At 68.1% G+C, this 24,334-nt stretch carries 22 protein-coding genes; 7 read left to right on the top strand and 15 right to left on the bottom strand.

The window, feature by feature from the left end:
* Window positions 1-31: 31 nt before the first annotated feature.
* Window positions 32-898 carry an urea carboxylase-associated family protein gene (locus M673_RS06740; RefSeq protein ID WP_061974707.1) on the top strand — a complete coding sequence of 289 codons (867 nt, stop codon included), beginning with the start codon at window positions 32-34 and terminating at the stop codon, window positions 896-898.
* An 87-nt stretch (window positions 899-985) separates the two neighbouring features.
* Here the strand turns inward: M673_RS06740 and M673_RS06735 are convergent, their stop codons facing one another.
* The 6 genes from M673_RS06735 to M673_RS06710 form a co-directional block, all read right to left on the bottom strand.
* Window positions 986-1,996, bottom strand: a complete 1,011-nt coding sequence (locus M673_RS06735) for an ABC transporter permease (protein ID WP_061974705.1) — start codon at window positions 1,994-1,996, stop codon at window positions 986-988.
* Window positions 1,980-3,467 (bottom strand): sugar ABC transporter ATP-binding protein, encoded by a 1,488-nt coding sequence (locus M673_RS06730; protein WP_061974703.1) that lies wholly within the window; start codon window positions 3,465-3,467, stop codon window positions 1,980-1,982. Before M673_RS06730 ends, M673_RS06735 begins: the two co-directional genes overlap by 17 nt.
* A 92-nt stretch (window positions 3,468-3,559) precedes the next feature.
* Window positions 3,560-4,744 (bottom strand): substrate-binding domain-containing protein, encoded by a 1,185-nt coding sequence (locus tag M673_RS06725; protein WP_061974701.1) that lies wholly within the window; start codon window positions 4,742-4,744, stop codon window positions 3,560-3,562.
* Between the two features lie 131 nt (window positions 4,745-4,875).
* Window positions 4,876-5,790, bottom strand: coding sequence for an alpha/beta fold hydrolase (locus M673_RS06720; RefSeq protein WP_061974699.1), 915 nt, complete (start codon window positions 5,788-5,790; stop codon window positions 4,876-4,878).
* Window positions 5,791-6,088: 298 nt separating this feature from the next.
* On the bottom strand, window positions 6,089-6,754 hold the full coding sequence (locus M673_RS06715; RefSeq protein ID WP_061974697.1) for a hypothetical protein: 666 nt from the start codon (window positions 6,752-6,754) through the stop codon (window positions 6,089-6,091).
* A gap of 100 nt (window positions 6,755-6,854) precedes the next feature.
* On the bottom strand, window positions 6,855-7,556 hold the full coding sequence (locus tag M673_RS06710) for a hypothetical protein (RefSeq protein WP_061974695.1): 702 nt from the start codon (window positions 7,554-7,556) through the stop codon (window positions 6,855-6,857).
* A gap of 141 nt (window positions 7,557-7,697) precedes the next feature.
* Here M673_RS06710 and M673_RS06705 point away from each other — a divergent pair, with 141 nt between their 5' ends.
* The 6 genes from M673_RS06705 (at window position 7,698) to ptsP (ending at window position 13,735) form a co-directional block, all read left to right on the top strand.
* Entirely contained in the window at window positions 7,698-8,663 is a 966-nt protein-coding gene (locus M673_RS06705) for a sugar-binding transcriptional regulator (RefSeq protein ID WP_061974693.1), read from the top strand.
* A 99-nt stretch (window positions 8,664-8,762) separates the two neighbouring features.
* Entirely contained in the window at window positions 8,763-9,206 is a 444-nt protein-coding gene (locus tag M673_RS06700) for a transcriptional regulator GutM (RefSeq protein ID WP_061974691.1), read from the top strand.
* A gap of 201 nt (window positions 9,207-9,407) precedes the next feature.
* Window positions 9,408-10,175 (top strand): PTS glucitol/sorbitol transporter subunit IIC, encoded by a 768-nt coding sequence (gene srlA / locus M673_RS06695; RefSeq protein ID WP_061977707.1) that lies wholly within the window; start codon window positions 9,408-9,410, stop codon window positions 10,173-10,175.
* A 25-nt stretch (window positions 10,176-10,200) separates the two neighbouring features.
* Entirely contained in the window at window positions 10,201-11,247 is a 1,047-nt protein-coding gene (gene srlE, locus M673_RS06690; RefSeq protein ID WP_061974690.1) for a PTS glucitol/sorbitol transporter subunit IIB, read from the top strand.
* 122 nt (window positions 11,248-11,369) lie between these two features.
* Window positions 11,370-11,750 carry a PTS glucitol/sorbitol transporter subunit IIA gene (locus tag M673_RS06685; protein ID WP_061974688.1) on the top strand — a complete coding sequence of 127 codons (381 nt, stop codon included), beginning with the start codon at window positions 11,370-11,372 and terminating at the stop codon, window positions 11,748-11,750.
* A 38-nt stretch (window positions 11,751-11,788) separates the two neighbouring features.
* Window positions 11,789-13,735 carry a phosphoenolpyruvate--protein phosphotransferase gene (ptsP, locus tag M673_RS06680; protein WP_306302809.1) on the top strand — a complete coding sequence of 649 codons (1,947 nt, stop codon included), beginning with the start codon at window positions 11,789-11,791 and terminating at the stop codon, window positions 13,733-13,735.
* A gap of 81 nt (window positions 13,736-13,816) precedes the next feature.
* Here ptsP and M673_RS06675 read toward each other — a convergent pair whose 3' ends face one another.
* From M673_RS06675 to M673_RS06635, 9 genes are all read right to left on the bottom strand, one after another.
* Window positions 13,817-14,476 carry an HAD family hydrolase gene (locus tag M673_RS06675; RefSeq protein ID WP_061974686.1) on the bottom strand — a complete coding sequence of 220 codons (660 nt, stop codon included), beginning with the start codon at window positions 14,474-14,476 and terminating at the stop codon, window positions 13,817-13,819.
* A gap of 17 nt (window positions 14,477-14,493) precedes the next feature.
* Complete coding sequence (locus tag M673_RS06670) at window positions 14,494-15,924, bottom strand: acetoin dehydrogenase dihydrolipoyllysine-residue acetyltransferase subunit (protein ID WP_061974684.1); 1,431 nt, start codon at window positions 15,922-15,924, stop codon at window positions 14,494-14,496.
* A gap of 4 nt (window positions 15,925-15,928) precedes the next feature.
* On the bottom strand, window positions 15,929-16,942 hold the full coding sequence (locus tag M673_RS06665) for an alpha-ketoacid dehydrogenase subunit beta (protein ID WP_061974683.1): 1,014 nt from the start codon (window positions 16,940-16,942) through the stop codon (window positions 15,929-15,931).
* A 143-nt stretch (window positions 16,943-17,085) separates the two neighbouring features.
* Entirely contained in the window at window positions 17,086-18,150 is a 1,065-nt protein-coding gene (locus M673_RS06660) for a thiamine pyrophosphate-dependent dehydrogenase E1 component subunit alpha (RefSeq protein ID WP_061974680.1), read from the bottom strand.
* 23 nt (window positions 18,151-18,173) lie between these two features.
* Entirely contained in the window at window positions 18,174-19,496 is a 1,323-nt protein-coding gene (locus M673_RS06655) for an NAD(P)H-dependent oxidoreductase (protein WP_061974678.1), read from the bottom strand.
* 79 nt (window positions 19,497-19,575) lie between these two features.
* Entirely contained in the window at window positions 19,576-20,514 is a 939-nt protein-coding gene (locus M673_RS06650) for a sugar-binding transcriptional regulator (protein ID WP_061974676.1), read from the bottom strand.
* 132 nt (window positions 20,515-20,646) lie between these two features.
* The gene (locus M673_RS06645) at window positions 20,647-21,639 is read right to left on the bottom strand and encodes an ABC transporter permease (RefSeq protein ID WP_061974674.1); all 993 of its coding nucleotides are present in this window, start codon (window positions 21,637-21,639) and stop codon (window positions 20,647-20,649) included.
* A gap of 72 nt (window positions 21,640-21,711) precedes the next feature.
* On the bottom strand, window positions 21,712-23,202 hold the full coding sequence (locus tag M673_RS06640) for a sugar ABC transporter ATP-binding protein (protein WP_187301304.1): 1,491 nt from the start codon (window positions 23,200-23,202) through the stop codon (window positions 21,712-21,714).
* 77 nt (window positions 23,203-23,279) lie between these two features.
* Window positions 23,280-24,227: a substrate-binding domain-containing protein gene (locus M673_RS06635; protein WP_061974672.1), complete on the bottom strand. Its 948-nt coding sequence runs from the start codon at window positions 24,225-24,227 to the stop codon at window positions 23,280-23,282.
* Window positions 24,228-24,334 lie beyond the last annotated feature (107 nt).

The following is a 24,334-nucleotide window of genomic DNA, read 5'->3' as shown; positions in this document are numbered from 1 at the left end:
GAAACCACCAGCCAAACCCGGAGACGTCTTCTTGAAGCCTCAGCCCCTCACCCAAGCGCCGGGCGACGCCGCCCACCGACGGTCTATCGCTCCCGTGATCTGCTATCCCGTGGAAACCCTGCCGAAGCCCGACCTCGCGGCCTACCGCGCCGTGCGGGAGGACTGGTCGCTGGTGGAGCGGGTCACCGTACCGGCGCGCGACGCCGCCTGCTTCCGCGCCCCGGCGGGCCATTTCTTCCGCATCCTCTCGGTCGAGGGGCCGCAGGTCGGCGATCTCAACCTCTTCAACGCGGCCGATCTCACCGAGCGCTTCTACAGCGGCAAGACGCGGGCGCTGTTCGGCACGCATGTCGGCCTCGGCGACCAGCTCTTTTCCAGCTTTCCGACGCTTCGCCCGATGGCGACGATCACCCATGATACGCTGGACTGGTACGGGTTCGACGCGTTCGGCGGCTCGGTCCACGACGTGATCGGCACGCGCTGCGATCCCTACACGCACGCGCTGCTGAGCGGCGGCGGCCAGTATCACCATTGCTGCCATTCCAACCTGACGCGGGCGCTGGCCGCCGAGACAGGGCTGCCGCTGCACGAGGCCGAGCGGCATGTGCATGACGTGCTCAACGTCTTCATGTGCACCGGCTTCACGCGGGATACAGGTCAGTATTTCATGAAGGCGAGCCCGGTGCGGCCGGGGGACTATCTCGAGTTCTTCGCCGAGATCGACCTTCTCGGTTGTCTCTCCGCCTGCCCCGGCGGCGACTGTTCGACGGTCCATTCCTCGGATGTCGCAGCCTGCCATCCGCTCGTGGTGGAGGTCTACAAGCCTGCCCGCCTGCCGGAAGGCTGGGCGCCGCCACCAGTAAACGCCTACGACCGCAGCCACGGCACCAAAGGCTGAAAACGGAAAAGGCAGGGCACGCCGGCCCTGCCTTTTCCCGCTTCGCTCCGGCCCGTCCCCGCTCGGACCGGAGCGCCCCCCGCCTGGCTAGCGCCTGCCGCCCATGGCGCCCTTGCGGCCGAAGGCGACCGCCAGCACGATCAGCGCGCCGGCCACCATGTTCTGCTCGCTGACATCGAGGCCCATGATGATGAGGCCGTTGTTGATCGTTCCGATCAGAAGCGCGCCAACGAAGGTGCCGATGATCGTCGCCTTGCCGCCGAACAGACTGGTGCCGCCCAGGATCACCGCCGCGATGGCGGCAAGCTCGGCGCCGGTGCCGAAGGAATAGCGCGCCGTCTGCATCATGCCGGAATAGAGCATGCCAGCCACCGCGCCCGCCGCGCCGCTGATGAGAAAGCAATAGAGCTTGATGCGCTTGGTCGGCACGCCGGAATATTGCGCGGCGACGCGGTTGCCGCCCGTCGCCAGCACCTGCCGGCCGAAAGGCGTATAGCGCAGGACGACATGGCCGATCGCCGCCACCGCCAGCGACCAGACGAAGAGCGAGGGCAGCGGGCCGAGGCTGCCTGAGCCGAACAGGCCGGTGAAGGTCTGGTCCGAGATCGGCACGGGCTTGGTGTAGGTCAGGCGCATGTCGAGGCCGCGCACGAACTGCATCATGCCGAGCGTCACCAGGAAGGACGGGATGTTGACGACGGTGACGAAGAAGCCGTTCACCGCGCCGACCAGAAGCCCGCTCGCCAGCGCCGCGACCACGCCGCCCGCCACGCCGTAGCCCGCCTGCATGGCGAGCGCGGAGGCGAGCGCGGCCAAAGCCGCCGTGGAGCCGACAGAGAGATCGAGCTCGCCCGCCGCGATGACGAAGGTCATGGCGACAGCGATGACGGCGATCATCGAGGTCGTGCGCGTGATGTTGAAGAGGTTCGCCATCGACAGGAAGCCCTTGTCGCCGATGGTGAAGGCGAAGAAGACGAGCACGGCGGCAAAGAAGATGTAGACCACGAAGTCGCGCCACTGAAATCCGGCGTGGAAGGCCGGCCGGGCGGGCACAGCAGCGGCGCCGACGGTCTTGGTTGGGCTAGCCTTGGACTGCATGATGCAGGACCTCCTCCGATGCGATGTCGCGTCTTTCCAGGGTTTTGACGACCCGCCCGTCGTGCAGCACGACCAGCCTGTCGCTGAGGGCGAGCAGTTCCTCGAACTCGGACGAGATGACGAGAACCGCCGTGCCCCGGTCGGCGATCTCGCGCACGATCTCGACGATGTCGGTCTTGGCGCCGATGTCGACGCCGACCGTCGGCTCGTCGAGGATCAGGAGCTTGGGGTGGCGGGCCAGCCATTTGGCGAGCACCACCTTCTGCTGGTTGCCGCCCGACAGGAGCTGGACCACTTTGCCCGGCCCGTCGGTGCGGATCTTCAGGTCGCGGATCGACTGGCGCGCCTCGTTCGCTGCCGCGCGGTCCCGCACGAACAGCCCTTTACTGAAGCGCTTGAGGCTCGGCAGGGCGAAATTGCTCTGGACGGAATGATCGAGCACCAGGCCCTGCCGGCGCCGGTCCTCCGGCACCAGCGCGACGCCCGCCGCCATGGCCTCGTCGGTGGAACGAACCGGCTTGCCCTCGATGCGGATTTCGCCGCCAGTGGCGGCCCGCACGCCGAAGATGGCCTCGGCGATCTCGGTGCGGCCCGAGCCCATGAGACCCGCGAGCCCGACGATCTCACCGGCGCGGATCGAGAAGGACACGTCGTGGACGCGGCCCGCGACATCGAGGTTGCGCACCTCCAGCACGGCCCCCGTATCGGCCGAGGGCGGGCGCTCGCGCCATTGCAGCGAGCCGACCGATCCGCCGCCGAGCATGGCCTCGATCAGCCGTTCCATGGAGACGTTCGCGCAGTCGTCGGTCAGAACGGTCGCGCCGTCGCGCATCACCGTCACCCGGTCGCAGATCTCGAAGATCTCCGACATGCGATGAGAGATGTAGACGATGGCGACGCCGCGCTCCTTCAGCCGGCGCGCGATACGAAACAGCGACTGCGTTTCCGTGTCGGAAAGCGAGGAGGTCGGCTCGTCCATGATGAGGACGCGCGCCTTCTTGGACAGGGCCTTGGCGATCTCCACCATCTGCCGCGCGCCGGTGCTGAGCAGTTCCACCGGCATGCGCGGGTCGATGGCCTCGCCGAGATCGTCGAGGATCGCCTGCGCCTGCCGGCAGGCCTCGCGATCGTCCACAAAGGCGCCGCGACGCGGCTCGCGATGGAGGAAGATGTTCTGCGCGACGGTGAGCGTCGGCACGAGGCTGAGCTCCTGGAAGATCATCGCGACGCCCGCGCCTTCCGCCTCGGCGGGTGTGGCGAAGGTCTCGGCCTTGCCGTCGAGTGTCAGTGTGCCGGCGTCGCGCAGATACACGCCGGTCAGGATCTTCATCAGCGTCGACTTGCCCGCGCCGTTGCCGCCCATCAGCGCGTGGATCTCGCCGCGACGCAGCTCGAAGCGCGCCTTCTTCAGGACGGGAATGCCGTTGAAGGCCTTTTCCATGCCCTGCATGTCGAGAATGTCGTCTTGCATCCCATGCCATCCCGACCAGCGAGCGCGGGAGACCCAAAGCGCTCAGGGAAGATGCGGGGCGGCGAACCCGCCGCCCCGCCGCGAAGCGGGGATCAGTTGGACAGGTCGGCCGACATCTCGGCCGGTAGGTCCTTGCGGTAGATCGTCTTGTAGGACGCCGGGAGATTGCTCCGATCCACCGCCAGCGGCGGCACGACGACATAGGGCGGGGTCGCTTCGCCGATCAGCGCCAGCGCGCCGACCTTGGCCTCGGCCGTGCCCTGGTCGTAGGGACGCTGCGAGGAGATGCCGGCGATGAAGCCCTTCTTGGCCATGTTGGCGGCGACGATCTGGTCGAAGTTCTCGCAGACGATCTTGAAGTTCTCGGGCGACATGCCGGCGACCTGCGCGGCCGTGGCGGCGCCCATGGCCGGGATACTCCAGGAGCCGTACAGCCCGTTCAGCGTGGGATAGCGGGCAAGCAGCGCCTGCGCCACTTCCTGGCCCTTGTCCGGGTCGTCATGGCCGGCGGTGGCGACGAGCTTCACGTCGGGATATTTGGCCATGAGCCGAGCGACGAAGCCCTCGTAGCGCAGATTGGTAACGTAGAAGTCGTTGGCGAAATAGAGGGCGGCGACATCGCCCTTGCCGCCGATCGCCTTGGCCAGCTCGTCGGCCACATACATGCCGAGCGCCAGATTGTCCGAGGAGATGATCGAGACATAGTCCTTGCCGGGCTCCATGCCGTCCACCGCCTGATCGATGAAGACGACCTTGGTGCCGGCCTCGGCGATGCGCTTGTAGGCGGCCGCCGTGGTCTGGCCGTTCAGCGGGATGGAGACGAGAAGGTCGGGCTTCAGGACGGCGATGGAGTCGAGATCGGAGATCTGCTTGGCGTCGTCCCAATTGGCATTGGTCTCGGCCACGACCTTGATGCCCATGGACTCGAAGTTTTCCTTGAGGCCCGTCAGCTGCTCGGAGGCCCAGTCGTCTCCCAGCCAGCCCATGGCAATGGCGACCGTGAAATTGCCGGCCTTGATCTTGGCGGCCTGCTCCGGGGTGATGGCGATCGAGGAGCCCAGGACGCCCTTCTCGCCGCGCTGGCCGTCGCTGACCACGGTCGAGGAGAGATCGTCGATCTTGGCGAGTTCCAGCGTCTTGGCGCTCGGCGCCTGATACCAGAGCGGCTGGTTGAGATCGGCGGCGATGTTGTCGGCCGCGAACACGGCGCTCGGGGAGACCGAGACCGAAAGCAGAGTGAGGGCCGCGGCGAGAGCGGCGGGCTTGAAGTGACGCATGGGATCCTCCCGGATGTTGAGCGAGCAGCGCTGCCCGGCCCCGTCCTCCCAGACGATGCGCGGGTCTCATCGCTCCGGCGCGAAGCTGTCGCGCCGGGCGAACCTCGTCGTCGCGAGGCTTTCAGGTCGTGTCAGGCGCGGTTCAGCATGAACTCGCGCAGCATGAGGGCGAGGCGATCCTCGGCCTCCCAGGCAAGGCTATGGCCACATTCCTCGAAGACCTCGGAACGCTCGACGCCTTCCGAAACCTTCAGCATCTGGTCGCGCACCAGCGGGCCGAAGAATTCCGGCGCGCCCACCGTCATGATCGGCAGCGAGAGCTTCTTCTGCTTCAACTCGCCATTGATGCGCGCGTTCTTGAGGCCGGCGCGGTAGGTCTCCAGGCAGCCGCGCAGGCCCCCGGGGGCGGACAGGCGGGCGATCCATTCCGAGATCGCCTCGTCGCTGATCGCGGTCGGGTTCCAGGTCTCGGCCTTGATCCAGAACTCCCAGAACTCGCGCTCGCGGCCGGTGATGAGCATTTCCGGCAGATGCGGAATCCAGAAGAAGGGAATGTGCCAAACCCAGACGCCCTGCTGGCGATACTGGGCGGAGATGTTGTCCGGCGTGAAGTTGGACCATTCCTCCAGCCCCTCGCCCGAAAGCAGCATCTCGCAGAAGGAAAGCGTCTTGACCCGGTCGCGCTGCGTGGCGGCCAGCGCATAGGCGAATTCCGCGCCCCGGTCCTCGCCATGCAGGTGGAACCGCTCGTGCCCAAGCTGCGTCATCAGCTCGGCCATGTCGTTGGCGTTGGTGAGGGAGTCGTAACCCTCCTCCGCCGGCGGCTTGTCAGTGTAGCCGAAGCCGCGCAGATCGGGCGCGACGACGGTGAAATGCTCCGTCAGGAGGGGCAGGAGCTTGGCCCAGTAGTAATGCGTCTTGGGCGTGCCATGCAGGAGCAGGAGCGGCTCGCCCTGCCCGGCCGTCACGTAATGCATCCGGATGCCATTGACCCGCGCGCGCCCGTGCTTCACGGGGGCCCCCGCGTGATCGACGATCTCAACCATGTTTCCTCCCGAACGAAGCGAAGTCCGGGAGAGCGCGGCCTCAAGCCTTCAGGCGCTCGTCGCCCGCGCCTCCCAGCGCGGCGGACTTCGATCGCTTGCAACATAAATCACGAAGGAACATTTGGTCAATACAAAAAACATCTGTTCATGCGCAGGCCGCAAAACTCCCGCAGGAAGCTCGCCGGATGGCTATCGAACGAGGTGAAAGCGTCAGGTCGGAAACGTGAGGGGCTAATCGCGCACGCACAATAGTATCGACGCCAGCGCGTCGGTGCGCCTCGCAGCCCGAGCGTCGATGTCAGTTCGAGGTGAGCCGCCGATCCGCCCCGAGGAAGTGACCCTGCAGGGCGGAGCGGAAACGCGCGGCGGTGGGGTAGTCCCAATTGGGATCGCCGCCGAGGAAGAGGTCCAGGAACGGGATGGCGAGATTGGGATCGTCCTGCACATTCTCGCGGAAGGACTGCCAGGAGCGCAGCTCCACCGCCTGCGGCGCGAGATGGATGCCTTCGAGCGACTGCTCCGCCAGAACCTTGTCGAGCACCGTGATGCAGAATTCGAAGTAGAAGACGCCTTCCGGCCAGAAGGCGATCAGCCGTTCCTCCGGGCGCAGGGCCGAGGTGCCGGCGAGCTCATTGGCCGCCCCCTGCCCGGCAGCCGACTGCACCGGCCGGTTGCGGATGAAGCTGCTGAACAGGAGCCCGGCGGCGAAATGGCTGAAGTCGCGCCGATCCCGATCGGCCAGTTCGCGCTGCGCGTCGAAGCGGCGGACCCATTCCAGAAAGGCGCGGGTCAGCTGGCGCGAGGAAACGGTGAGATCGGTGCCGTAGCGCCGGTTGAACTGGGCGAGCCCATGGTCCACCAGATGCGAGAAGGCCGCCAGGCGCCGGATCGAGCGCTTGATGGGCGAACGCCCCTCCGCCTCGGGCGGAAAGTCGATGCTGAGCTTCATCGCGCTGTCGGTCAATTCGGCACTCTTTCTCGGGGCTTTTCGTCGGGTCTCCGGCGGCTTTCCTCGCTCGACGCCGGGAGCCGGCAGTTCCTTCAAGACAGATAAGGTACGGCCTTCAAGGCAGATAGGGCACGGTCTGGCGCCAAAGCGCGGCGAGGTCCTCGAGCTTGCGCTCGTTCAGCAGCGTCCGCCATTCGGCCTCTTCCGCCTCCGTCGCCCAGCGCGCGCTGGCGAGAATAACGCGGGCGTCCTCGCGCGTCTGGAGCCGGACGAGCACGGCGAGCCAGGCGGTCAGCGCGACGCGCGCGTTCAGCGCTTTCGTCTCCTCGCGGCCGGCGGAGGCGAGAACGGTGCCGAGGCACGGGCGTACGATGTCGAGCGCGGCCATGCGCGCGGCGATGCGCGCGGCCGCCAGCGCCGGGTCCCCCTCGCCCGACAGGGGCCGGTCGAGATTGCGGCTGGAAAGCTTGAGCTCCGACACCACGGCGCCGGACGGGCCGTCGAGATCGCAGATCGCCTGACACACGGCATAGACATCGCCCGTGCGCTCGGTCACATGTCCCTCAGCAAGACCGGCGCCGAGCCGATCCAGCCGCGCGCCGAGATCGACGGCGTCGCGCGACAGGACCTTGCCGGCGAAACGCTCGGCCCGCGTCAGCATGCCGTCGGCCAGCCGCGCCAGCCGGCGGGTCGGCTCGGGGGTTCCGAACAGTTGGTTGGACACGGCGCCCGCCCGCGCTTCATGGCGGATCGAGGATCTCAAGTCCCGGATTCCCTCCTTCAGCGGCAGGGCCAGACTATCAGGATAAGGCAACATGGACGCTCTCCAACTTGCAGCCGAACGCTATCATAGGCCCCGCCGAATCATGAGGGATTTTCTGCTTGAAGCCCGCCCGGCGCGGCCAAGCCGCAGCCCCTCGCCCCTGCGAAGCGCCTGAGCGCCGGAAAGGAAGCCGAGATGTCGGATCAAGCCTCCCTCGCCGGCACGCGCGCCGACCGGATGCGCGTGCGCGCGGCCTGGATGTACTATGTCGAGCAGATGACGCAGAACGACATCGCCAGCGCGCTCGGCATCGGGCGCGTCAGCGTGGTGCGCCTGCTTGCCGAAGCGCGCAACCGCTCGGAGGTGCGCATCTCCGTGGCCGGCCCGCTGGCCGAACTCACCGCGACCGAGCGCGCGCTGGAGCGGCGCTTCGGGCTGGAAAGCGCCATCGTCGTGCCGGCGCCCGGCGCCGGCGAGGACCCCGCCCCCGTCATCAGCGCGGCCATCGGCAGCTATCTCTCGCAGACCGTGGCGGAGGGCATGACGATCGGCCTCGGCTGGGGCCGGACGCTTCTGGAATCGCTGCCTTATGTCGAGGCGCGCGCCTTGGAGGAGATGCGCGTCGTGTCGCTGCTCGGCGGCATCGCCGAGGCGCATCGCTTCAACCCAGCCGAGTTCGCCTGGCGCTTCGCCCAGATCTTCAATGGCGACGCCTTTCTTCTCACCGCGCCGGCCATCGTCGACAGCGTCGAGACAAAGACCGCCCTGATTGAGCGCTGCGGCCTCAGCTCGGTTCTGGGCATGGCCGATCATCTCGACATGGTGGTGCTGAGCGTCGGCGGCATCGAGTGCGGCGCCACGACCTATCGCACCGGCTACATCGCCGAAAGCGACCGGCAGTCGCTGCAGAAGGCCGGGGCCGTCGGCGATCTTCTCTTCCACTTTCTGGACAGAGCCGGCGAACTGGTGGATCATCCCATCAATTCCCGCATCATGTCGGCCGACATGTCGGCGATCCGCCGGGCGGGAAAGCGCGTCATCGCCTCGGGCGGGGCGGACAAGATCGACATTCTGCGCGCCTCCCTCGCTTTCGTGCGGCCGACCGTACTCGTCACCGACGAGTTGACGGCCGCAAGCCTCCTCGAAGACCCCACGTCCTAACAACTCTACGCCAAGCGAACGAACATCTTGACACCATAGAAGTCAAATGTTCATGATCGGTCAACGATGCAAGGGAGAGCGTCGTCGGGAGGTTTTCGAATGTGGGGTTGGCAAGGCGTGCTGGCGCTTCTGGCGTTGGCTTGGCTTCTCCAGTGCTGGGGAACGCTCGTCCAGATCCGCCGCTACCGCGCGGCGTTCCAGCAATTGTCGAGCGAATGGTCGGACGGCTGGATGGGCGTCGGCAAGGGCGGCGGCGGGCTGAAGCGCGGCGCGATCGTGCTACTGGTGGTCGCCCCGGACGAGACGCTGCGCCGCGTCGTCACCATCGAGGGCCGAACGGTCTTCGCCAAGGCGCGCCGGGTGGAAAGGCTGGAGGGCCTCAGCCCAGGCGAAGCGCGCAGCCAAGCCGCGTTGCGGCCGAAAGACCCGTTCTCGCAGGCGCTGCTGACAGCCCTCGCCCAGGTCGAGACGGTGCGCCGGGGCGGCGGCGCGGCGTCCGCTTCGCCCAAAGCCACGGCGCGCCTGCGCCCCGCCGCCGTCTGAGCTTTTCCTCGACTATCCATCGCCGGGAGCCCTGACGCGCGGGAGTGGCGCGCCGGGTTTCCGCCAGCCGAGACATGACATGCCCTTTTGGGCGAACAAGGCCGGGAGGGGCCAATGATGCTGACCATGATGATGGCGCAAGGAGTGGCCGATCTCGCCGCTCACGGCGCCGCCTACGCCCATGCCTTGAGCGACCCCGCCATGCTGGCCCCGGTCCATGATCTTGCGGCCCATCACGCCGTTGCCGGCAGCGTTGGCGACAGCGCCCATCACGGCGCGACGCTGCTCGCGCAGGCCACCGATCCCGGCGCCGCCGGCACCGCGCAGGCCACCGTTCCCGCCACGGCCGGCGGCCCGATCTCGGCGGAAGAATATGCCAAGCGCGTTCAGCAGCTCTCCACCAGCAACAAGGAGGAGCAGCTCGGCTGGCTGGCGACGATCGGGCGCCACTTCATCGGCGTCTTCCAGAAGGGCGGCGAGGTGTTTCTCGGCTTCGTCACCGGCATTATCCCGACGCTGGTGGTGCTGATGACCGCCTTCTACGCGCTGACCGGCATGATCGGCGAGGAGCGGGTTCACGGGCTCGCCCGCAAGGCGGGGCGCATCGCGCTGACGCGCTACACCGTCCTGCCGGTGCTCGCCATGTTCTTCCTCACCAACCCGATGGCCTACACGTTCGGCACGTTCCTGGAAGAGAAGCACAAGCCGGCCTTCTACGACTCGGCCGTGTCCTTCTGCCACCCGATCCTCGGCCTGTTTCCCCATGCCAATGCCGGCGAATACTTCGTCTGGGGCGGCGTTCTGGTGGCGCTTCTGGAGCTGGAAAACCGGGGCGTTGTGCCGCCCGGCTACCACATCAATCTCGCCATCTACTACTTCATCGTCGGCATCGTCGTGATCCTTCTCAAGGGCATCGTCACCGAACGCGTCACGCGCTTTCTAGCGCAGCGCGAAGGCGTGACGCTCTAGGGCCGGGCGAGGAAAGGATCGGATCATGGCCAAGAGTTTCAATGCCATTCGCGTTTCGCAGGGCAAGGGTGGCTGGGGCGGCCCGCTGGTGATCCAGCCGACGCCCGAGCGCGACAAGATCGTCGCCGTCACCGGCGGCGGCATCCCCGCCGTCGCGCAGCGGCTCGCCGAACTGACCGGCGCCACCGTGGTGGACGGGTTCCGCAACCCGCCGCTGGAAAGCGAGATGGCGGCCGTCGTTATCGACTGCGGCGGCACGGCGCGCTGCGGCGTCTATGCCCGCAAGCGCATCCCAACCATCAACATCATGCCGGTCGGCCAGAGCGGGCCGCTCGCGCAGTTCATCACCGAGGACATCTACGTCTCGGGCGTGACCACCGACGACATGGCGCCGGCCGATAGCGCCGCCGCCGCGCCAAGCGGCCAAGGCGCGGCTTCGCCCGCCGGCATGGGCCAGCCGGCCGCCGCGCCGCGCTCCTTCTCCTCGCCGGCCGAGGCGACCGCGGCGCTCGGCAGCGCGATGCCCGCCTCGAACCAGGGCGGGCTGATCGGCGCCATCACCAGCGTCGGCCGCGTCATGGGCCGGGCCGTCGGCATCTTCTTCAATGCCGGTCGGCGCACCATCGACATGGTGATCCGCAACGTCCTGCCCTTCATGGCCTTCGTGACCATGCTGATCGGCATCATCCTCTATACCGGCGTCGGCGATCTTCTGGCCGCGCCCATGGGGCCGCTCGCCAACAACATCCTCGGCCTCATCGTTCTATCCGCGATCTGCGGCCTGCCCTTCCTGTCGCCGATCCTCGGTCCCGGCGCGGTGATCGCGCAGGTGATCGGCGTCGCCATCATCGGACCGCAGATCGCCAACGGCACGATCGCCCCTGCCATGGCCCTGCCGGCGCTGTTTGCCTACAACACGCAGGTCGGCTGCGACTTCGTGCCGGTGGGCCTGGCCCTCGGCGAGGCCAAGCCCAAGACGATCGAGATCGGCGTGCCCGCCGTTTTGATCAGCCGCCAGATCATGGGGCCGGTCTCGGTTCTCATCGCCTGGGGCGCGAGCTTCCTGCTCTGACGCGCTAGCGCGACTCTGATGCCAAGCCTTGCGGGCCGGCGCCCAAGCGCCCCGGCCCGCCCCCTTTCGGAGCCGGCGCGAATGAGACGGCGCCCGGCCTCCCCTCCTTCGGAGAGCCCTTCATGACCACACGCTTTCGCACGCTCGTCACCGCCATCGGCCCGGACGTGGCCGACCTTCTGGAAGGCGGCGTCCTGATCCTGTTCGCGGACGGCGCCCCGCCCGAACTCGCCGAAGTCTCTGTGACGCATCGCGTCGCGGAGGAGCCGAGCGTCGAGGCCCCCTCGCCGGGCGCGGCGATCCGCGTCGGCTCGGTGGAAGCCACGCTGACCGGCATCGGCCCGCTCGCCTGGGCCAAGGTGCGCGACATCGGCCATGTCGTCATCAATTTCAACGGCGCGGAGGCACCCGAGCGGCCCGGCGAGATCGCCGCCAGCGCGGTGGACGGCGCGGCGCTCGCCAGCGCTCTCCAGCCCGGCGCCGAGATCGCCATCACCGGCTGAGCGCCGCCCTTCTTTCCGCCTGCAAGGACGTGAGACCCATGATCGAGCGATCCGTCGTCGTGCGCGTGCACGAGGGGCTGCACGCCCGCCCGGCCACGCAATTCGTCAAGCTCGCCAAGAGCTTTTCCAGCGACATCGAAATCCGCTGCAACGGCCGGGGCGCCAGCGCCAAGAGCGCGGTGAAGCTCATGCTGCTCGGCGTGAAGGAAAACGACGAGGCGACCCTGCGCGCCGACGGCGAGGACGCCGCCGACGCCGTCTCGGCGCTCTCGACCTTTCTCCAGACGCCCGATGCCGGCGACGTCGCCTTGCCCGCTCGCGACGCCGGGCAGGCGTCGACGGCGCCCGCTCCCGCCGCGAAACCCGCCCCCTCCGGCTCTCGCGGCATCGCCGCCAGCGAGGGCACCGCGATCGGCCCGGCCTTCGCCTTTTTTCCCGCCGCGCTCGACATCCAGCCGCGCGACGTGCCGGCCGGGGAGCGCGAGGCCGAGCGCGCCAGATACAGCGCGGCCCTCGCCGCCACCGTCCAGTCCTTCCGCGAGGCCAAGGCGCGGCCGGGCCTGAAACGCGACGACGCGGCGATCATCGACGCGCTGGTGGACGTGGCGGAGGACGCCGAGTTCATCGGGAGCGTCGAGACCGCGATCGGCCAGGGGCGCGACGCGCCGAGCGCCGTGGTGGAGGCGGGCCGCGCGATCGCCGCGAGCTTCGAAGCGCTGGCGGACCCCTACCTTCGCGCCCGTGCCGAGGACATTCGCAGCGTGACGCGCGGCATTGCGCTGACGCTGATCGGCGCCAAGGACCTGACGCTGGCCGACATGCCGAAGGGCTCGGTGATCTTGGCGGACGAGATCGCCGCGCTGGATCTGGCTAAGGCTACGCTCGCCGACATTGCCGGCATCGTCTGCCGCAAGGGCGCGGCGACCAGCCATGTCGCGATCATGGCGCGCGCCCACGGCATTCCCGCCGTGCTCGGCTTTTCCGCGTCCGAGGAGCAGTTGAAGGCGGCGCGCACGGTCGGCCTCGACGGGGCCAGCGGCGAGGTCGTGCTCGATCCCGACGCCGAGAGCGCCGCGCGCCTGCAATCGGCCATCGCGCGCGAGGCGGAGGAGCGCCGGAGTCTCGAGGCCTATCGCACCGTGGAGCCCCGCACCCGCGACGGACGGCGGGTGGAGATCGCCGCCAATCTCGGCTCGCTGGCCGAGATCGACGGCGCGCGACAGGCGGGCGCCATGGGCGTCGGCCTGTTCCGCACCGAGTTCCTGTTCATGGAGCGGCGCACGCTGCCCGGCGAGGACGAGCAGGCCGAGACCTACACCAAGCTGGCCGAGGCTTTCGCGCCCTATCCCGTGGTGATCCGCACGCTCGATATCGGCGGCGACAAGCCGGTGGCCGGTATCGATTTCGAGCACGAGGACAACCCCTTCCTCGGCTGGCGCGGCGTGCGCATGTGCCTGGAGCGGCCGGACGTGTTCAAGCCGCAGCTGCGCGCGCTTCTGCGCGCCTCGCCGGTCGGCAACGTCAAAATCCTGTTGCCGATGATCGCCGATGTCGGCGAGGTCCGGGCCGTCCGGGCGCTGATCGAGGAGTGCCGGGCGGAGCTGGATGCGGCCGGCAACGCGCATGGGCCCTTCGAGCTCGGTGTGATGGTGGAAACGCCGGCGGCCGTGTTCCTGGCGGCCGAGATCGCGCGGGAGGTCGACTTCTTCTCCGTCGGCACGAATGATCTCACCCAATATGTCATGGCCGCAGACCGGCTCAATCCGCGCGTCGCCAAGCTCAACCGCGCCGAGCACCCTGCCGTTCTCGCCGCCATCCGCCAGGCAGCGCAGGCCGCGCGCGAGGCCGGCATTTGGATCGGCGTCTGCGGCGAGGCGGCGGCCCGGCCCGACCTCATTCCCTTCTTCGTGGAAAACGGCGTGACTGAACTGTCCATGAGCCCCGCCTCCATCCCACGCGCCAAGAAATGCGTGACGGAGATTTGAAAGGGGCTTCGCCTCCTCGAACGCAAGAGCCCGGCGGGTTCGCTCCCGCCGGGCTCTTGCGTTTGGAAATGAAAGTAAGAGTCAGCCCGCCATGAAGGCGGCGATCTCTTCGTAGCTGCGGGCGACGAAATCGGCGCCGGCCTCGCGCAGGGCGTCGCCGGAATTGGCGAGGAGATGCGCGCCGCCGAGAAAGCCATAGGCCGCCATGCCGGCTGCCTTGGCGCCCATCACCCCAAAGCGGGAATCCTCGATCACCAGGCAGCGCGCGGGGTCGGCGCCCATGGTGCGGGCCGCGTGGAGAACGAGGTCGGGCTCGGGCTTGCCCCGCGTCACGTCATGCGACGAGAAGATGGCGCCCGGCTCGAAAAACTCCGCGAGCCCAGTCACCCCCAGGCTGTGGCGGATGCGCTCGTGGTCCGAGGACGAGGCGACGCAGCGCTGGATGGTAGACCCCTCCAGAAACGCCACCACCCCCGGCACGGGCCGGAGGTGATCGGTGAAGAGGGCCTTGGTCTCCGTCCAGAAGCGGGGATGGTCGTCGTCCGCGATGCGCTGCCCCGTGCGCGCCTCGATGCCGTTCAGGATGTCGGCGAATTTCATGCCGACGAAACTGTCGACCATCTCCGCCGTCACCTCGATCCCGGCCTGCCGGAACACCGACTGCATGGCGCGGCGGGCCAGGATTTCGCTGTCGACCAGGACGCCGTCGCAGTCGAAGATGATGCAATCGAACTCGGCCATCGGCATCCTTCTGGAGATCAGCGTGTCAACTCCTGCAAGAGGCGCGCCACCGCCGCCCGCTGCTCGAATTGCGGCATATGGCCGGTGCGGGGGAAGACATGCAAGGCAAGTGTGCCGGGGAGCCCGGTGAAGTGGCGCACCGGCACGACGCGGTCCTCGGCGCCCGCCACGATCTTCACCGGCATGGCGAGCGAGTCGACGAGGTCGCGCACCGTGAAATGCTGCGCGCCGTTGGAGAAGAGTGAGCCGACGAGCCGCGTCTGCGCCTCGGCCTGCACGCCGTCCGCCCGGCCGCGCGCCGTGGCGCGCACGAACCCGTCCGAGATCGCGGCGGGATCGGACACGAGATGCCGCAGCCAGGAGCGGATCGGCGCCTCGTCCACTGCTCGGGCGAAGCCTTCGGCAAAGGCGGTGTCGATATCCGGTCCGAAGCCGGCGGGCGCCAGCAGCATCAGCGAGCGCGTATCGACCGAAAGCCCGGCCGCGACGGCGGTGGCGACCGCGCCGCCCAGCGAATGGCCGACGAGGTGGCAGGACGCGAGGCCGAGCGCGACCAGCGTTTCCTCCACGCCCGACACAAGCGCGTCGAACCCCGCCGCGCCCCGCGCCACCGAGCCGCCATGGGCGGGAAGGTCGAGGCCCAGAACCGGATTGCCGCCCGCGAACTCGGCGAGCAGCGGCCGCCAGCTGGCGCTTTCCGAGCCGAAGCCATGGAGGAGCACGATCGGCGTGCCCTCCCCTTCGCGCAACCGCGCCACATGGAGCGGCGTGTGGGCGGTGGTCGTCGCGCGCAAAGGCGCGGCGGGCTGAATCTGCGGCGCGGGCGCGCGAGCCATGGCGGGTGCAGGCGCCTCGGCCCTCCCCTCCGCCAGCCCCTCGACCGGCTTCGCCTGGGCCTTCGCGGCGGCCGCTTCCACATCCTCGCGCCCGATGCGGCCGAGCGGGCCTTGGCCGGCGATGGCAGTGAGATCGAGGCCGAACTGGCGCGCCAGACGCCGGGCGAGCGGCGTAGCGCGAACGCCCCGGCGCTCGCCGTCCGCCGGCCGGTCCTTGGCGCAGCAGGTCTTGGCCGTCTCGCCCGAGCCATTCACCAAGGCGCGGGCTTCGCTTGCAGCGACGGGCTTGGAGTCGGTCTCGACATCGGGATCGGGGCCGACCGTCTTCGGCGTGCCGGCATCGGCGACAGGCGCGGCCGGCTCGGCTGCCTCGCCCTCGGCATAGATCCAGGCGACGGGCGAGCCGACGGCGATGTCCACGCCCTCCGCGCCCGTGACGTTGCGCAGCGTGCCGGAGGCCGGCGCGTCCACTTCCATCGCTGCCTTGTCGGTCTCGATCTCGAAAAGCGGCTCGCCCTTCTTGATGGCGTCGCCTTCCTTGTAGAACCAGCGCGAGATCTGGCCGGTCGCCATGTCCATGTCGACCTTGGGCAGGATCACTTCGGTCGGCATGGCGTCAGCGCTCCCGGCGGGCCAGCGCGCGCACCGCCTGAACGATGTCCGGCACCTGCGGCACGACCGCCTTTTCGAGTTCGGGATTGTAGGGGATCGGCGATTCCGCGCCGCCCAGCCGGATCACCGGCGCGTCGAGATAGTCGAAGGCCTCGCTTTCCGCGATCATGGCGGAAATCTCGGCGCCGATGCCGAGCGTCTTGACGCCCTCGTAGACGCAGACGAGACGGCCCGTCTTCATGACGCTGGCGATGATCGTCTCACGGTCCATCGGCCGGATCGTGCGAAGGTCCACGACCTCGACGTCGATCCCGTCCTTGGCCAGTTCCTCGGCGGCCGTCAGCGCCTTATGCACCATGATGGCGGAGGCGACGACCGTTACGTCCCCCCCCTCGCGGCGAACCAGCGCCTTGCCGATCGGCACGGTGTAGCGCCCTTCCGGCACCACGCCCTTCATCTTGTAGAGGATCTTGTGCTCGAAGATCATGACCGGGTCGGGATCGTCGATCGCGGCGAGCAGCATGCCCTTGGCGTCGTGCGGGGTCGCCGGCTGGAGAACTTTGAGCCCCGGCACATGGCCGAGCCAGGCCTCCAGGCTCTGGCTGTGCTGGGCCGCCGCGCCCGTGCCGGAGCCGGCGGGAAAGCGCATGACGAGCGGCACCGAAACGTTGCCGCCCAGCATGAAGCGGAGCTTGGCCGCCTGGTTGACGATCTGCTCCATGGCGAGCGTCGCGAAGTCGGAGAACTGGAACTCGTAGATCGGCTTCATGCCGGTCAGCGCCGCGCCCACCGCGACGCCCGCGCCGCCGAGTTCGGCGATCGGCGTGTCGATCACGCGGTCGGCGCCAAAGCGATGGACGAGATCGCCGGTCACCTGGAAGGCGCCGCCATAGACGCCGATATCCTCGCCCATGATGAAGACGCGCGGGTCCTCCTCCATGGCGATGGCGATCGCTTCCTGGATCGCCTGGGCATAGGAAAGCTCGCGGCTGCCGGCCACGTCGATGGTCTCGCTCATCCCTGGATTCCTTGTCGGCTCGCCGGCCGTGGGAGCTTGGGGGTCGGGGTGAAACCTCGTTCACGCGCCCGCAACCCGGCTCGTCGTTCAGGTGCCTTGCTCAGGTGGCAGGGCGGGCCGCGCCGCCTTGCCGAAAACGGCGCTCAGGCCGTGTAGACGTCGCGCGTCGCCTCGTTGACGTCGGGCGAGGGGGAGTTCTTGGCGAACTCGATCCCGTCCGCGATCTCGCGCTCGACACTTTCGCGGATCGCCTCGATCTCGCCGGCATCCACCACGCCGTAGTCCAACATCTCGGCTTCGAACCGGCCGATCGGGTCCTTGGAAATCCAGTCGTCGATCTCCTCCTTGGTGCGATAGCGGTTGCGATCGCTCTTGGAATGGCCGCGATGGCGGTAGGTCTTGCACTCGACGAGGCTCGGCCCCTGGCCCGCCCGCGCCCGCTCGATCGCGGTGACCAGCGCCTCCGACACGTCGGACAGCGAATTGCCATCCACGGTGACGCCTGGCATGGCGTAGGCCACGGCCCGCTCGGCGATATTCTTCACCGCCGTGGAGCGCTCGGTCGAGACCGACATGCCGTATTTGTTGTTCTCGCAGACGAAGATGACCGGCAGTTTCCAGATGGACGCCATGTTCAGCGCCTCGTGGAAGGCGCCCTCGTTGTTGGCGCCGTCGCCGAAGAAGGAGACGACCACGTCCGGCCGCTTCTGCATCTTCATGGAAAGCGCCGCGCCGACCGCGATGGGCAGGCCGCCCGCCACGATGCCGTTGGCGCCCAGATTGCCCTTGGACACGTCGGCAATGTGCATGGAGCCGCCGCGCCCCCGGCAATAGCCCGTCTCCTTGCCGAAGAACTCGGCGAACATTTTCCCGACCTCGGCGCCCTTGGCGATGCAATGGCCATGGCCGCGATGGGTGGAGGTGATCTGATCCGTGTCGGTCAGCGCCAGGCAGGCGCCGACGGCCGAGGCTTCCTGCCCGATCGAAAGATGCATCGTGCCGTGGATGAGGCCGCGCGTGTAGCTTTCCTCCGCCCCCTCCTCGAAACGGCGGATCAGGTGCATCTGGCGCAGCGCGTCCTTCAGCACCTCGGGCGGAAAGTGCCGGAAGGCGAAGGGCTTGTTGTCACCACCCCGCGCGCCGGGAGCGCGGGCGGCATTGTCTGCGACGTCTTCGGCTGATGGCGCCGATTGGGGCAAGGCGGACATGGGCTTCTCCTCCTCCCGTCCCGTCAGGCCGCCGCGCTGGACGCGAAGCGGCTGTCGGCCTGGTCGAGACGCTGGCGGATCTGGGTGATGACGAGGCTGTCGTCCGGCTGGCAATTGGCATAGGTCAGCTTCTCGCCGGCCTTGATCGGGCGGATGACCTTGGCCCGCTCGGCAAGGCCCAGCGGCAGGGCGCCCTCGTCGCGCGCGCCTTCCCAGGTCATGGCGAAGCCGCGATAGTCGTATTCGCCGATCTTGCCGAGCGTGTCGCCCGGGTTGAGATCGCGCTTGGCGAGCGTCACGCACTCGGCCACCGGTCGCTCGGCCGGCTGCATGTCGGGCGCCTTCTTCACCACCGCGCGCACCGCCGAAAGCGGCACTTCCAGCGAAGTCAGGTGATAGGGGCGGAAGATCGTGTAGTTGGGGCCGGGGCCCATCTTCAGATCGCTCATGCGCTCCAGGACGCGCTCGTGCCGGGGCTTGACCACGCAGAAGACGCCGGGCGCGACGCCCTTGCCGATGGAGTAGTCGACCTTGCCGGTCCCGGACAGAACGCCGCCATCCTCCTTCGTGCAGAGCACGGTGGCGAGTTCGTCGCGCGTCGCGGCCGGGCCGTGCATGCCGGGAACGTCCGGCACAAGCCCGGTGGCGTTGGCGACGGCGACCATCTCGATCATGGTCTTGGAGCCGTCCACGAACTCCACCAGCATGCGGGCGTTCATGTTGCGGCGGCGCGCTTCCTCCTCGTAGGCGTCGGGCGTCGCGTCGAATTTCAGCGGGTTGTTCTTGCCCTTGCCGGCGCAGACGATGTCGAAGCCGAGCGACTGGGCGAAGCCGACGATCTCGATCGTCGCCGCCGGCTCGTCGCCCGCCGCGCCCGTATAGACCACGCCGGCCTTGGCGGCCTCCTCGCGCAGAAAGCGGCCGATCGTGATGTCGGCCTCGACATTCAGCATCACGACATGCTTGCCGTTGCGAAAGGCCTCCAGCGCGATCAGCGTGCCGACATTGGGATTGCCCGTCGCGTCGATCACCACATCCACATGGCCCGAGGCGCAGAGCGCCTTGTAGTCCTCGGTCAGCGCGACCTTGCCGCCCTCGATGGCGCGGTCGATGTCGTTGACGCCGGCCGCGCGCACGAAGGGCGAGCCGGCCATGCGCAGCGCCTCTTCGGCTCCGGCGATGTTCAGCTCCGACAGCGCCCCGAGCCGGACGCCTGGCATCAGCGTCAACTGCACCACCATGTCGGTGCCCATCTGGCCCGAACCGGCGAGGCCCACCGTCACCGGGCCGTGCTTGTCCGCATAGGCCTGAAGCTCGGCCGCAAGGCCCACCTGAAGAATGGTCATCGAAGATCCTCCCTGCGATCTCTGATACATTTGTATCCATGAAAGTACAAGAGTTCAACACGGAGGATCAAAAATACCTCTACGTGTCGAGAAGCCGCTCCGCCGTGCGCTCGTCGGTGACGAGGATTTCGGGATGGAGCAGCGTGATCGCCGCGCGGATGGCGGCGAATTTCGACCAGCCACCGGAGGCGAGAACCGTTCGGCGCGCCTGCGCCAGACGGCGCGGGTCCACCGCCAGCACACGGTCGTTGACGGAATGGTCGAGAACCCGCCCCTCGGCGTCGATGAAGCGGCAGAGCACGTCGCCCACCGCGCCCGCGCGCTCCAGCGAGTCCAGATCGCCGCGCTCCAGGAGCCCGTATTGGACAAAGATGGAATCGCGCGTGAAATCGCCGACGCTGAGGATCGCGAGATCCAGCCGGTCGGTGCGCCGGAAAACTTCCGCGATGCCGCGATGGGCGAGCAGCGCTTCGCGCGTCGCGCCGTCGGGCGCGAAGACCGGGCAGGCCAGCATGTAGCATTCGCCGCCGAGCCGGTCAGCGAAGCGCCAGGCGAATTCGGACGGGTTGGAGAGGCTGACATGGGTCAGCCCGCCCAGCATGGAGATGGTGGTGGAGCGGCTGTAGCCCAGCGGCTCGATGAAGGGCAGCGAGGAGGAGAGCGTGCGGCCCCAGCCAAGGCCGATCGTCATGCCCTCGGCCAGGAGATCGGGCAGCATCTGGCCGAGCGCCGCGCCGATCATCGCCGGCAGGCGCGCCTCGTCCTGCGGGTCGGGCACGACCACGACGCGCTCCATGTCGAAGCGCGCGCGCACCTCGCGCTCCAGCTTGACGCAGCGGGCGATGGGCGCGGTGACGCGGATCTGCACCGTGCCGTCCTCGCGCGCCGAGGCGAGCATGCGCAGGACGCGGGTGCGCGTCAGGTTGAGGATCTTGGCGACCTGATCCTGCGTCAGGCCTTCCATGTAGTAGAGCCAGGCGGCCCGGGCCTTGATGTCTTCGCTCTCGGTGGACGACACGATCTGCCTTTCGCTGGAGGAGAACCTCTCCAGCGGAGATAGACCGTCTTCCCTCGCGGGGGACAGTCCCGCCCCGCCTTGGCCGAGATTTGGGCCGGGGCCGGACGGGACAGGAGCGCGCCAGGCCAAGGGTCAGGTCCGGTGCCGGCGGGCGAGATCGACGAGGATGGCGACGAGAACCACGAGGCCGACGATGACGCGCTGCCAGAAGCCCGAGACGTTGAGCAGCACCGTGCCGTTGGCGAGCATGGCGAGCAGCAGCGCGCCGAGCGCGGTGCCGACGATCGTCCCCTGCCCGCCGCGAAGGCTCGTGCCGCCGATGATCGCGGCGGTGATCGCCTGCAGCATCCAGCCTTCGCCGACCGAGGGCTGCCCGGCGTCCATGCGGCTGGCATAGAGCATGCCGGCGAGCGCGGCGAACATTCCGGCGAGACCGTAGACCAGAAGCTCGACGCGGTGGATGCGAATGCCCACCAGCGCCGCCGCGTCGCGATTGCCGCCGATGGCGAAGATGTTGCGGCCAAAGCGCGTGTTGCGCAGCATCCAGATCAGGATCGCGGCCGAGACCAGAAAGAACCAGACCGGGATCGGCAGGCCGAGGAGTTCGCCCTGGCCGAAGACGCGGAACTGCGCGCCCAGCGGGCGGATCGGATAGCCCTCGGTGATGACGAGCGTGAGGCCGGCGAAGATCTCGCCGGTGGCCAGCGTCACGATGAACGGATTGAGCCGGAGATAGGCGATCAGGAAACCGTTCACGAGGCCGAGGCAAAGCCCGAAGCCGGCGGCCAGCGGCAGCACCAGATAGGGATGGACACCGATCTTCGTCAAAAGCAGCGAGCCGACGATGGCCGACAGGCCGGCGGCGGTGCCGACCGAAAGATCGATGCCGCCGAGCAGCAGGACCAGCGTCTGGCCAAGCGCCACGAGGCCGACGAAGGCGGCGGCACGGGCCACGACCGTGAGATTGTAGGCCGAAAGGAAGTTCGGCGCGGCGAGCGAGAGGACGAGCGCGAAGACGCCGAGCGCGATCAGGATGCCGCTCGCCTCCCAGCCCTTGAAGCGCGACCAGAGGGAGGGCGGCGCGGACCGGGCGCGCGTTTGTCCGGCGGCGGCGATGTTGGTCATGGCGCGATGCCTTTCGATGCGGAACGGGTGCGAAGGCGCCAAGGCCGATCCCGGCCGGGGCGCGCAGGAGCGTCAGCTCATGGCGAGCTGGAGAAGCGATTCCTGGGTCATGTCCTCGGTGCGCGGCACGCCCTTCACCCGGCCCTCGTGCATGACGACGATCCGGTCGGAGACGTTCAGCACCTCTTCGAGCTCGGAGGAGATGTAGATGATCGACAGGCCTTGCGCGGTCAGCGCGTCCAGCACGCCCTGGATCTCGCTCTTGGCGGCGACGTCGATGCCGCGCGTCGGCTCGTCCAAGATCAGGATGCGCGAGTTCTTGGCGAGCCAGCGGCCGAGAATGACCTTCTGCTGGTTGCCGCCCGACAGGCTGGTGATCGGGTCGGTGGGCGAGCCGATCTTGATGCGCAGCCGCCCGACATAGTCGTCCACCGTCCGGGCCATGGCGCCGAAATCCATCCAGGCCGGCCGGCGAAAGCGGTCGAGGGTCGCGATCGTCATGTTCTCGGCAATGGAGAGAAGCGGAAAGATGCCCTCCTGCTTGCGCTCCTCGGGCAGGTAGACCAGCCCGCGCGCGATGGCGTCGGCGGGGTCGGCAATGGGCTTGGCGCTGCCGAAGACCTCGACCGTGCCGACATTCGCGCGCGTCAGGCCGAAGATACATTTGGCGACCTCGGTCCGCCCGGCGCCGATGAGACCGGACATGCCGAGCACCTCGCCTTCGTGCAGCTCGAAGGACACCTCCTCGAACTCGCCGTGGCGGGAGAGGCCGGAAACCTTCAGCACCACGGGCCGGTCTTCCAGCCGGCGCGGCACGTGGTGCGAGATCGCGACCTCGCGGCCCGCCATGAGCGAGACCATGTCGGTCTTGGTGGCGCGGCGCGGATCGATCTCGCCGACATGGGCGCCGTCGCGCAACACGCTGATGCGGTCCGACAGCATCAGGATCTCGTCCAGCCGGTGCGAGATGTAGAAGACCGAGCCGCCGCCGTCGCGAAAGCGGCGGATGAAGGCGTAGAGCTTTTCCGTTTCGCGGTTGGTGAGCGCGGCGGTCGGCTCGTCGAAGATCAGAATGTGCGCCTTGGTGGCGACGGCGCGGGCGATCTGCACGAGCTGCTGCTGCGCCTTGGACAGGGTCTCCACCCGCGCCACGCCGTCGATCGTGTCGTCCACGGCGTGGAGATGGGTCAGCGCTTCCTCGCGGGTGCGCTTCCAGTCGATGGCGGGGCCGCGCATGATCTCGGCGCCGAGCAGGATGTTCTCGCAGACCGTGAGCGCCGGTACGAGATTGATCTCCTGCGGCGCGATGGCGATGCCGGCGCGCTGCGCCTCGCCCGGCGAATGGAACTGCTGCACCACGCCATTGACGCGCAGCTCGCCCTCGCTCGGGCGCAGCCGGCCGCAGAAGATGTTCATGAGGGTCGACTTGCCGGCGCCGTTCTCGCCGATAATGGCATGGACCTCGCCGGGGTGGATCGAGACGGAAACACCGCGCAGCGCGTGGACGACCCCGAAGCTCTTGGACACGTTGCGCGCCTCGAAGGCGGTGGCGATGGCATCCATGGCGAACCCTTTCCCTCCTCCTTGCCTGCCGGGCAGGGCGCCGCAGCCGGCGCCCTGCCCGCTCTCGGGGTCTCCGGTTACATCGCGTCCTTGGTGATGAAGCGCGAGCCGGTGTTGTGGTCCATCGGGATCGTGTGGTTCTCGTTCATGGCGACCATGTACTTCACCGCCCAATAGCCGATGTCCCACTGGCGCTGAGCCTTCAGCGCGGTGATGACGCCTTCCTTCACGAAGTCCACAGCCTCGGGCAGATCGTCCATGCCGACCACGGCCACTTGGCCCGCCTTGCCGGCGTTCTGGACGGCGCGGGCGATGCCGATCGGGTTGGAGGCGTTGCAGCCGAAGAAGCCCTTGATATTGGGATGGGCCTGGAGCGCGTTCTCGGTCAGCGAAACGGCGTTCTCGAGCACGTCGTCGTCGGGCTGCTCGAACACGATCTTGACGTTGGGATAGGCTTCCAGCGCCTTCTTGAAGCCCTTGATGCGCTCGACATGGTCGGTCGCCGTCAGCGAGCCCGAGAGAATACCGACCTCGCCTTCGCCGCCGATATGGTCGGCGAGATATTTGCCGAGGTCGAACCCGTCGCCGAAACTGTCCTTCTGACCGACGAAGGCGAAGTCGGGCGAGCAGAAGGAGTTGAAGGTGATCGTGTTGACGCCCGCCTGCTTGGCCTCGCCGAGCAATTGGACATTGGTGGCTTGGTCGAGGCAGGCGACGGCGAGCCCGTCGGGATGGCGGCCGATATTGGCCTCGATGCGCTGGTTCTGGTCGGCGACGTCGGCCTGCGGCGGCTGGTCCCAGATCATGTTGATCTTGATGCCGCTCTTGGCGAACTCGTCCACGGCGTACTGACCGCCCTGCCGAACCACGTCGTACCAGGGATGGATGACCTTCGGAATGAAGACGAAGGTCAGCTCCTTGCTGACCGGCTTGATCAGGTCCTGCTGCCCTTCGGCCAGGGCGGGCGCGGCCGCGCCGGCCATGAGGCAGCCCAGGGCGAGCGCGGACAGAATGGATGTGCGCATTGATGGTCCTCCCGGAACGGGCCGTGCCGGCCCTCAAGCGAGCGGATGCGGATCGCCCCGCCCAGACGCGGGATCTCTCCCAAGATCGGCGTCTCGCCTTGATGTGC

Origin of the sequence: Aureimonas sp. AU20, from assembly GCF_001442755.1 — a bacterium.
In the GTDB taxonomy this organism is placed as follows: domain Bacteria; phylum Pseudomonadota; class Alphaproteobacteria; order Rhizobiales; family Rhizobiaceae; genus Aureimonas.
Note: the sequence above shows the minus strand (reverse complement) of the source record. Positions and strands in the feature narration are given on the sequence as shown.